Source organism: Ruegeria sp. AL2 (genome assembly GCF_056540845.1).
The window spans coordinates 1-9,226 of record NZ_JBQFXM010000045.1 but is presented as its reverse complement, the minus strand read 5'-3'; the positions used below and the strand labels follow the sequence as shown (position 1 = coordinate 9,226).

Genomic DNA, 9,226 nt, shown 5'->3' with positions numbered 1-9,226 from the left:
CCTGTCCGGCGGTGGTGAAGAGGTCGAGCGGTCGTCCCTGGCTGTCGCAAATGGCGTGAAGCTTGGTGTTCATACCACCTTTGGTCCGGCCAATCAGGCGACCGCGCCCCCCTTTTTAGCGGCCCTGCTGGTCGCTGTTCGATGTGCCTTCAGGTAGGTCGCGTCGATCATGACTGTCTTCTGTTCGCCGTGCTCGACAGCTAGCCCCACCATCATCCGCGCGAATATGCCCTTTTCGCTCCAGCGCTTCCAACGGCTATAAAGCGTCTTGTGTGGACCATAGGCTTCAGGAGCGTCGCGCCACCTTAACCCATTGCGGTTGATGAAAATTATCCCGCTCAGAATCCGCCTGTCGTCGACCCTTGGCTTACCGTGCGACTTTGGAAAGTAGGGTTTCAGACGCGCCATCTGTGCGTCGGTCAGCCAGAAAGGATTGCTCATGTCACCGCTCTGTTTTCAGAGCCGTGAAACACGCAGCGCTCGGGAAATCAATGCATCCTGACCCTAAGAAACTACGCATTCCTTGTGATGACGCCTTGAAAGGTAGCGAAGTCCGCCCTGGCGCTGCGATCATTCATTCGTCGAATCGTCATTCCGGCTTGGGAAGTGACCTGCCCCGAGGCTCCCTCATTTATAACGAGAGTCTGCGGGTCTGATTTTCATATTCCTCTTCGTCGTTTTGGGTAAGCGCGTCGGTCGCGGAGCCATCAAATTGCTCAAGCGTTCGACGCGCTTCTACGGGTGTTTGGTTGCCGAGCGATGAGTGCGCCCTAACGTTGTTGTAGTCGTATCGCCAGAGCGCTAGCTTTCACCGTGCATCAGGTTGCAAGGCTCCACTGTCGCTAGCCTACCTAAGTCCAAAAGGTGGATATTTGGGTGGATAAGTTAAGCCCGATGCATGATTTATTCATTATAATCATAAAATTAGGAGATTTTTATGGTGCCGGGGGCGGAATCGAACCACCGACACGAGGATTTTCAATCCAATTACCTTGATTTCACCGTTCGTGCCCACGCCCCATGATTTACTGGCCGAATAATAAGTAACAAATTGAATTTAATAAGTTTTTAATGGAACCCTCCTTTCCTAGAGTTCCTTCTTTGTGAAGAAAATACGAGAAACTGCCGCCGTGCCAACTTTTTTATAAGTGGTACAGAAGTGGTACAGGCTATCAGTCCGATTTGCACCTGATCACCAGATCAATTGTTCGCGCTGCCTGGATCGGCCCCCTGTACATCCGCAATGTGCGGAGAAAGACTGCAAGCTCAGCTATCAAGCCCATGATCTTCCATAATGCAACGCACAATTGAAGTCGTAAATTCAACCATGAGGCTCTGGTCTTGCATCAACTGCATACCCAGTTGGCGCAGCATCTGTTGAGGCCCTTCTGGGCCATCAACTTCAGGAATGGAGCGGTCGAGTGCGCCTGTATATTCATGTTCGGGCACTCCACTTTGTCGAGCAAACGCTTGCGCTTCTGAATTTCCTTGGGCAGCACCATCGAGCTCTTCGAGAATGAATTGCCAACGCACACGATCATCTGGGATCCTCAGGCGAACGAGATGCGCATAAAATCGAACTGCGCGCTCGAAGCCAATTTTTTGAATGACGCTTCCGACATCGCCGAAATTGCTCGGCGCCAACTCGCTAACTACGCGATCAAACTCCATCTGCTCGTTCGCATTCGACATGAGGCGAGCGAAATTCTGCCCTTCGTTTTCGTTATCGGCTTCTTGGAGATCCTCCTCGAAGTTTTCCTCGTTCGTCTCCGCATAGCGTCGTTCTGCCATAGCCTCAAATGTATCTACGCATTCCAGTGCTGGCCCGAAATCCGCGTCTGCTGCTTGACGCATCCAATAAGCTGCGGCGCGAAAATTCTCCAAGTCCTCATCGTCCACATAATCCTTATCGGCGTCAAACTTCTTGAAGTAAAATAGCCCTAGATTAAATTGTTCCCCGGCGTCCCCGCTCTCTGCCGCCATAGTCGCATACTTGACGTATCTCTCCTCAAGATGTGCAGCCAGCTTGGGATCATCTGTCAAAGACATCATGTGCATGCTGGCCTGTGCCAGGAATGTCTGACAAGCAGTATTGCCTTCTTCAGCGTATTGGGGAACGATCCTCATAAACTCTTCCCCGCCTTGAGCCTGTAACTTTTTTAAGTCATCCAAATTTTCAATGACCGGCTTGGTGTGTGCCTTGTTGCGCTTGCCGAATCTAAACATAGGTTGCCTCGCTATCATTTATATTTTTTTCCGCGATAATTGGTTGAAATTCAACACCAAAATACACTTATAAGCAGTGCTAGTTCGACATGACTGGCAATGCCAAGTGTTCGTGAAAAGGCCCGTGTTTTGACTAGACACCTTGACTTGACCTAAGAGGCTTAAAGACAGCCTTAAGCACGTACTTATGTCTCAGATTGAAATCATCACCGATAGCGACCATCGCCTGAGATGGCCAGCGTCTGAGAAGTTACGGATCGTAGAGGAAACACTCTATGGCAGCGAGAGCAGTTCCGCCGTTACCCGTCTCAAAGGGATTGTTCCTAATCCGCTGTATCGTTGGTGCAAACTGATGCTCTAGTTGGCGATGGTTGCAACGCCGTAGATTCTAGTCCAGATAAGCTTGCGCAGGTCGTGCGGACATGCGTTGTTGAAACCCTATAAGTTCTTGTACCCCGCTTGTGACTGGATCAAAAACCCATTCTTGATCAAAGAGGCTCTCCAGGCGCTGCGTCATGAAGGTCCGATCCACAACCAAAGAATTGAAGCGGTGTCCTTTTGCTCTCTGAACGCAAATCTTCTCGGATACTTGCTCGGGCAAACTCGCCATGATGAAGTCGGAAACAACAAGTACATCTGCTTTTTCATAGGCCTCTTTCTCCATCACCTCTAATGAATGAAGGAGTGCAGGAACGACATCTGTTCCGCCGTGAAAGGACATTTTCAAGAAATTCATCAACCGGTCCAAACGAAACCCGTCGGACATGTCCAGAACATCAATTTCAGTCGAGAAGTTGATTATGTAACATGGACGCTTTTGCTCTCTTGCCTTGCTTGCCATGAACAAGGCAATAGCCTTGGCAATTGTCTCCGGTGTTCCGGACATGGACCCGCTAGTGTCCACGCAAATGATCATCGGTCCCAGTTGTTCCTTTTCAGTCACCTGGCGATCCTGCTCGGTTTCAACAGTTTGCACGCTGGTTCGAATACCCTGCATATCAAAGCACATAAGGCGCGCTTCAAGGTACTTGATATCGAACAGCAATTCAGTTTCTGGATCGGCAAGGAGTGCTAATTCACTGGGCAAGGCGTGCTCCAGGTCGCGACCCAGCCGCACGCCGACGATCTCTTCTTTCGAGTTTATGTCTGGTTGCTGCACTTCCATCGACATTGAGACTCTGGCGCGTTCGATCCGCTCGGAAGACTCCAGTTGACGAATTTTGCCCAATAGGTCGCAAAGTGATCGAACGCCCTCATCTTCGGCAAGATATTGCGCCCATCGACGAAACCTCTCGATGTCTTGCGGAGATAAGCTCCCGGTCGACAGATCGAACAATATCCCACTGTCCAGACCAAGCACCTCAAGCGAGGTCTTCAGCCTTTGGAGCAAATCAAGAAGTTCAGCAATATCTCGGATCAACTCTGAGCGCAGTTCTTCTATTCTTGCAAATTCCCATTCATTGCGTGCCTTATCGAGCGTTTTTTGCCACTCAAGTGTCAACTGTTGGGAAGAAACGAGCTGTTGTCTGAGAGCTTCATCCAAAGCGCCCTTTGATTTTCTTGGCGTGTAGAGCAGTTTCCAGTATGCCGCGTTTCCGGGCTGACCAACAGCGTTGCACAGTTCAAGATAATCCCGCACCGCGGCTTTACGCACGGATCTGAGCTTTCTTTTCTTCGATGGCAGTTGCCTCCATTCATCGAAAGCGTTTTCGTGATCGTCGAATGGCGACTCCGCCTCCACGATGTCGCCCGCTTCTTGTTTCCAAACTCTGACTTTATCCTGAACATGAGTCTTGATGCTTTGCGCATCCTCCAGAATATCAGAGTAGCGCTCCAACGCAGACCAGATATCGCCCGCCTCGTCGAGGGCCGCATTCACTCGCATAGAGCTTCGAGCCTTTGGCAGTCTGCAATCCGCTGTTCGATACTCTCGATTTGAGCGCGAATTCCAGAAAACGCGATTTGGGATTTTGCCTTGGGGACAAACGGAGAGGCCAATTCCGCCTCGTACCCTTCACACCGCTTCTTCACATCCAGAAGAGCGGTTTTGTAAGCTTTTCTAAGTTCAGCACCGCTTGCCTTGAGGTCTTTAATAAGCCGAGCGTTCACGTCGCTTTTCTTTTCCCCTTTGTGAAAAAGGACACGCGGAGAGAACGTTGTGGGTTCGATATTATGACCGTAGCTGCCTTGGATAAAGTAGTGTTCATACTCCAACTTACATGTCCCCTGCCCATCAAAGTCGCACGCCACCTCAGATAGCTTGTTGCCGCTCGCATCCACCGGATGAAACTCACCTTTACTCTTCATCTTGCTCAGGGGGATATAAAAGGTCCTATTTTCTCGACCGTATGAACTGCGATTTCGCGCTATGACCTTGAAGTACTCTTTCCCATTTTTGAGCTCCGTGTCATAGACATCTTCGGTATGGTACAGTTCCGTTCCAATTTCTTTGTCCAAGCTGTCCTTTTGCCGATCCAAGTCAGCAAAATTGAACCCGCTATCAAAGCCGGATTCCTTGATCGCCTTGGCGACGATATCCATGACTTCATCACGGTTATCCTTATGCGTCCAAAGGCAATGTTGCAGTAGTATCGCATCGCTATGGTTCGTTTCCGTGCGGTCATTGAAGAACGCGGCCGCTTTCATCAGCGTTGCAGCCCGCTGCCATCTGCGATCTGAAACATAGACTTTCAGCTCATCGTAGCGCTTAGCCAGTTCGGTGCGTATCAGACCAATGATGATAAAGGTCTCTTTGGACAGGGACACATCGTGAATGCGATTGTGCCAATCGGCCCATTCGTCCGTTGTGATGGCCACGTCCTCGGGAATGTCGACTTCTGCCTCGGTCGGCTTGCTGTTCAAAAGGCATTCGAAATGACCTGAGTCTTCAATAGGCCCCACCAACAGTCGGACAATAAACCGATCAAAAAGCGCCTCCAGTCCTTGATTAGGCTCGGGCGTTTCGTTGGATGCAGCGATCAACGCCTTTAGAGGGGCTGCCTCGATCTCCGTGCCATTTCTGAATATTCGTTCATTAACAAGCGTAAGAAGTGTATTCAGGATTGCTGGACTGGATTTCCAGATTTCGTCGAGGAAAGCGAATTCGGCAGTGGGCAGATAGTTTTCTGTTCTGCGCCTGTATTTGTCCACCTTGAGATCCTTGATGGAAACGGGGCCAAAAACTTCTTCCGGTGTGCTGAACCGGTTCATGAGATATTCGAAGTACTCAGGGTTTTCGAAAGCGCACGCTATTCGGCGGGAAATGAGGCTCTTGGCAGTCCCTGGAGGGCCGTAGAGAAAGATGTTCTGGCCACACATAGCCCCAAGAAGAGCAACCGAAACAATCTCTTCGCGCTCGAACATGCCGTCGCAGAGTGCATCAATTAAGGACTGGACGCGCTCTCGGCATCCCAATTGGCCGAACTGGCCATCTCCGTCTTGTACTGACTTTCGGTATTCGGTGTTGGCGTCTTGCCTTGAAACGGGTTTTCCGGAAGGCGTCGAAACTTCTTTATTCAAGTCCAATTTCCTTATCGTGTTGAGAGCACGGCTCCTTGATCTCTGCCTGCTTGGAACAGATGGATCTTCTTGGCCAATCAGAAACCTAGGTTCCGAAATGCCGCCTCAACTTCAGGCTTGAGTTCCCATGTAGCGGTTTTGCTGTCGAAGTTTGCGAGAATGCCGCTGTAGAAGCTAGCATCACGAATGTCCGAAGGGTCTGCCGGCCACAAATCTGCTTCCCGCCGTTTACACATCGTACCAAAGTGCAAATGCCAGGTTTGCGCGTCCCAGCCGAGAGCGCGGCTGAGCTCAATTGAAGTGGATCCGGGACGCTCCATCAAGACACGGATTAGTCCAATTTCATTTTCGCTGGGCGGTACGCTAGTGAACGCATGGATGACCCTTTCGGCCGACCTCATTCCCGAAAGTTTCTGATTCAATGTTTTGCGTTCCTGCTCTTCCAATTCATTGAGCGCACAGATCAGCTGCGTTGCCGCATTTCGCTCTTGATCGGAACCGTTCTCAAGGAGCTTTTCTGCATTTCTGCGCATGATTTGCCTCTGAGCAATGCTCTTGCCGGGTAAAGATTGGACAATCTTTTCTATGTCCATTTCGACCTCATCTATTATCTTTTTAATATCCCGCGCCGCCGCCCAGGCTTTTTGGGAGTAACAACGACTGCGCAATTTCTCCTGGGTTTCAAGAAGCCTTGCGCAAGCGCTGCTCCACTCCTTCTGTGAAACCGGACCACGATTGAGTAACGCCCTTAGGACCGCATCCCATGGGATTGTTCGACGTATCAGTGCACTTTGGCTGGCCATCGCGGCGTTCGTATCCGCCAGTATGGATGCGACAAGTACTCGCACAGCGGTTTGCCCGATGGATCCGGACTGAACGATCAACCAAAGCAGCGCCGGCGTGCAAACCATCCGGCGATAGACGTTTTCAGCGGCAACATTCCCCTTGGGTGCTTTCAGATATGCACCGGTCCCCTCGTAATCCGCCAGCCATCCAATCCAGTGTTCTTTCTGATTGGTGTACCACGGACTTCCGAAACCAGGCCCGACTTGCATTGCCTGTTCGACACGACAAACCGCCGCGTGTTTGGCAGGCAACGCGCATACCAAAACTGAAACCTCACGCACGGAAAGATCTTGGATCATGCCACCGCCTTGCCAACATTGCCGTCTCTCACTTCAGAACTTGTTCATATTGTGGCGGATTTTGATTCGGTGCGCGGCAGGGATGCTTTGATTTGACGTGAGCTAGCCTCCCCCCCTTCACGCGACCACAAACATTTCTTAGGTGGATGTCGTGGTGGGTTGACCCGTTGCTCAGCTCGGAGAGCTGGTGCCACGGGACAGGTTCAGGAACAACTGCTACAGCGGCAAGTTACAGCCGCTCCATGCGGCAAATCGCTTAATGCGAGAACATGCTGCGCCAACACAACACGAAGATTAGTCGAACACCCAGGATCTCCAAAATGGAGTGACACGTGCCGTCGAATTCAGGAAAGACCCGGTTCAAAAAACTCGGTTTGATTGTCGTATCGGCCAAAGGGCAACAATTTCCAACAGAGCACGCTGGTCATCTGTTGTATAAGGTTTTCGCTGCGAACTTCTATTGCAACTCAGGCGCGAAGGCTTCGACCGTAACGAAGCGTGAACGTCGTTGAACGGGTGTTATGTAAACAACCTTAAAGCTGAGTGATTGGTTACAAGCAGCTTGGCCGGTCGTGCCTTCATGCCAGAAATCGACAGCCGTTAACCAGCGTTTAACGACACAGGCCCTGGAGCATGAAATGTCCTTCAAATCATTATTTGAAGGACATTTCATGCCGACAGAAGCGTGCGAAATTGACAGACGCATTGTAAATAGGGCCGAGAAGATGGCTGAAGCCGGATACAACGGCACCTACACTTTCAAAGACTACGGTAAGCTGGGCTTGCTGTTGCGCGTGCGAGGCCATCGCGCCGTCTGGCTGGCAAAATACAAGCAAAGCACCAAAACCATCGGGCAACTTTACCCGCGTCCAACAGAACGGCCGATCACCAGCGTGAAAGTTGCCCGGGAGAGAGCGGCCAATGCGAGGTCTGTACTCATGTCTCAGCCAGACAAATTTGATGAGTACATGACACATCGAGATCAAGGGCACGATCACGAGGCAGCGGTGTCAAAGCTGGTGGAAATTCCATCAGGATGGACCTTGCGGCAGTGCTTTGAAGCAACTCTGGAAGACAAGCAATCTCCAAATGGCAAAAAACAGATCAAGTCCTCAACCGTCAAAGATATCAGATCCATGATGTCACGCCCCACCTGGGGAAACATCTTGGACCAGGAAGTCACCCGCCTCACCCAGGGCGATCTTGAGAAAGTCAGGGATGATACCAGAAGAGCTCACGGTGTTTCCACCTCGCTAAAAGTCGTGACTTATACAAGGGAAGCTCTCACTTGGTGTGCTAGGGAGCACAACGGCGCAAGCGGTCTTGGAGAAGTAAACCGTTGGTGGCCCAACTTGTCATCGCCAGTGATTGTGAATCCCAAAACTCGGATGCCGGCGCTGGACAAAGCGGTGAGAACCCTATGGATCGCCGAGCAGTTTCTGAACCATCCATTGCCCAAACGCCAATGTAGGAAAAACGGGGTACACCCTTGGACACTTGCCGCCTTGTGGTGGGCCGTACTGACCTGTCAAAGAACCGGAGCGGCGTTCTCGCCGCTGAAAAGCGACCTCCTGACGGACACCTTTGCGCCGGAGAAATGGCAACTGGCGTCCTGGGACGTGGAAAGGGTTAAAGGAAAGCAACGCGTCATCCTGCCTGTACCGAAACAAGCCGTTGACCACCTAAACAGGTTCTTGAGGATGTCCAAACATTACGAAGGCTCCGCAGTGTTTCTGCCTTCCGCGCAAGACCTGACCAAAAACGTCACTGGGTCAGGGGCGTATCAGATCCTGTCCCGCCTGGCCGGCAGAGACCGAAACAAGCCCGAGACCGATAGACGGGTGAGCCCGAAAAGGGAGCCCTGGCCGGATTTGCTGACGGAAGAAGGGATCGACTGGTGGTCGCCACATGATATCAGGCGAACCCTTTCGGACTTTCTCAGTGACGCAGGATATCCCGGTGGCGCCTCAGCAGTTCTGACACATTCCATCAAAGATCCCGCGATCCTCGCTTTCAGCCAAAACGACCAGCGTGTTTTTGATCGAATGAGGCAAAGCCCGGCAAATGTAACCGAGAAGTCATATGGTGCGCATTCAGCTTACATGGAACTGAAGAAAGACTCGATGGAACTCTGGGTCAATGCCGTCTTGCAAACCTACGAGGAGCAGAAGCAAATTCCATGGAAAGGGACGTCTCTAAAGAAGATGCAGAAATCCCGAAAATAGAGACCACTTGACCTAAGAGATGTTGATTTCCGCTGAGAAGTGACCCGGTATTTTCACCGAGATTTGACCCACCTTTGTTTATGTCTCAGCGTTTATGTTGTGGTCAATGTT

5 protein-coding genes and 3 pseudogenes are annotated in these 9,226 nt (G+C 51.1%); 2 read left to right on the top strand and 6 right to left on the bottom strand.

Going from position 1 to position 9,226, the window contains the following annotated elements; translation table 11 throughout:
• The 3 genes and pseudogenes from ACR0ID_RS20085 to ACR0ID_RS20075 form a co-directional block, all read right to left on the bottom strand.
• Positions 1-441, bottom strand: a pseudogene (locus ACR0ID_RS20085) (IS5 family transposase); the annotation flags it as partial.
• Between the two features lie 190 nt (positions 442-631).
• Positions 632-808, bottom strand: a pseudogene (locus ACR0ID_RS20080) (integrase core domain-containing protein); the annotation flags it as partial.
• Positions 809-1,266: 458 nt separating this feature from the next.
• On the bottom strand, positions 1,267-2,226 hold the full coding sequence (locus tag ACR0ID_RS20075) for an SEL1-like repeat protein (RefSeq protein ID WP_480608318.1): 960 nt from the start codon (positions 2,224-2,226) through the stop codon (positions 1,267-1,269).
• A 187-nt stretch (positions 2,227-2,413) separates the two neighbouring features.
• On the opposite strand from ACR0ID_RS20075, the pseudogene ACR0ID_RS20070 reads away from it, so the two are divergent.
• Positions 2,414-2,584 (top strand): annotated as a pseudogene (locus ACR0ID_RS20070) (transposase); the annotation flags it as partial.
• Positions 2,585-2,614: 30 nt separating this feature from the next.
• Here ACR0ID_RS20070 and ACR0ID_RS20065 read toward each other — a convergent pair.
• The 3 genes from ACR0ID_RS20065 to ACR0ID_RS20055 all read right to left on the bottom strand — a co-directional run bounded on the left by ACR0ID_RS20065 (position 2,615) and on the right by ACR0ID_RS20055 (position 6,890).
• Entirely contained in the window at positions 2,615-4,105 is a 1,491-nt protein-coding gene (locus tag ACR0ID_RS20065) for a VWA domain-containing protein (RefSeq protein ID WP_480608315.1), read from the bottom strand.
• Positions 4,102-5,745: an AAA family ATPase gene (locus ACR0ID_RS20060; protein WP_480608313.1), complete on the bottom strand. Its 1,644-nt coding sequence runs from the start codon at positions 5,743-5,745 to the stop codon at positions 4,102-4,104. The genes ACR0ID_RS20065 and ACR0ID_RS20060 overlap by 4 nt, the downstream gene beginning before the upstream one ends.
• 77 nt (positions 5,746-5,822) lie before the next feature.
• Positions 5,823-6,890: a hypothetical protein gene (locus ACR0ID_RS20055; protein WP_480608311.1), complete on the bottom strand. Its 1,068-nt coding sequence runs from the start codon at positions 6,888-6,890 to the stop codon at positions 5,823-5,825.
• A 638-nt stretch (positions 6,891-7,528) separates the two neighbouring features.
• Between ACR0ID_RS20055 and ACR0ID_RS20050 the strand changes: the two genes are divergently transcribed.
• Positions 7,529-9,115 carry a tyrosine-type recombinase/integrase gene (locus tag ACR0ID_RS20050; RefSeq protein WP_480608308.1) on the top strand — a complete coding sequence of 529 codons (1,587 nt, stop codon included), beginning with the start codon at positions 7,529-7,531 and terminating at the stop codon, positions 9,113-9,115.
• Positions 9,116-9,226 lie beyond the last annotated feature (111 nt).

What these genes read in the sequence shown, in the direction of transcription:
- ACR0ID_RS20075 (WP_480608318.1), bottom strand. Translation starts at nt 2,226, where the DNA reads ATGTTTAGATTCGGCAAGCGCAACAAGGCACACACCAAGCCGGTCATT.
- ACR0ID_RS20055 (WP_480608311.1), bottom strand. Translation starts at nt 6,890, where the DNA reads ATGATCCAAGATCTTTCCGTGCGTGAGGTTTCAGTTTTGGTATGCGCG.
- ACR0ID_RS20050 (WP_480608308.1), top strand. Translation starts at nt 7,529, where the DNA reads ATGTCCTTCAAATCATTATTTGAAGGACATTTCATGCCGACAGAAGCG.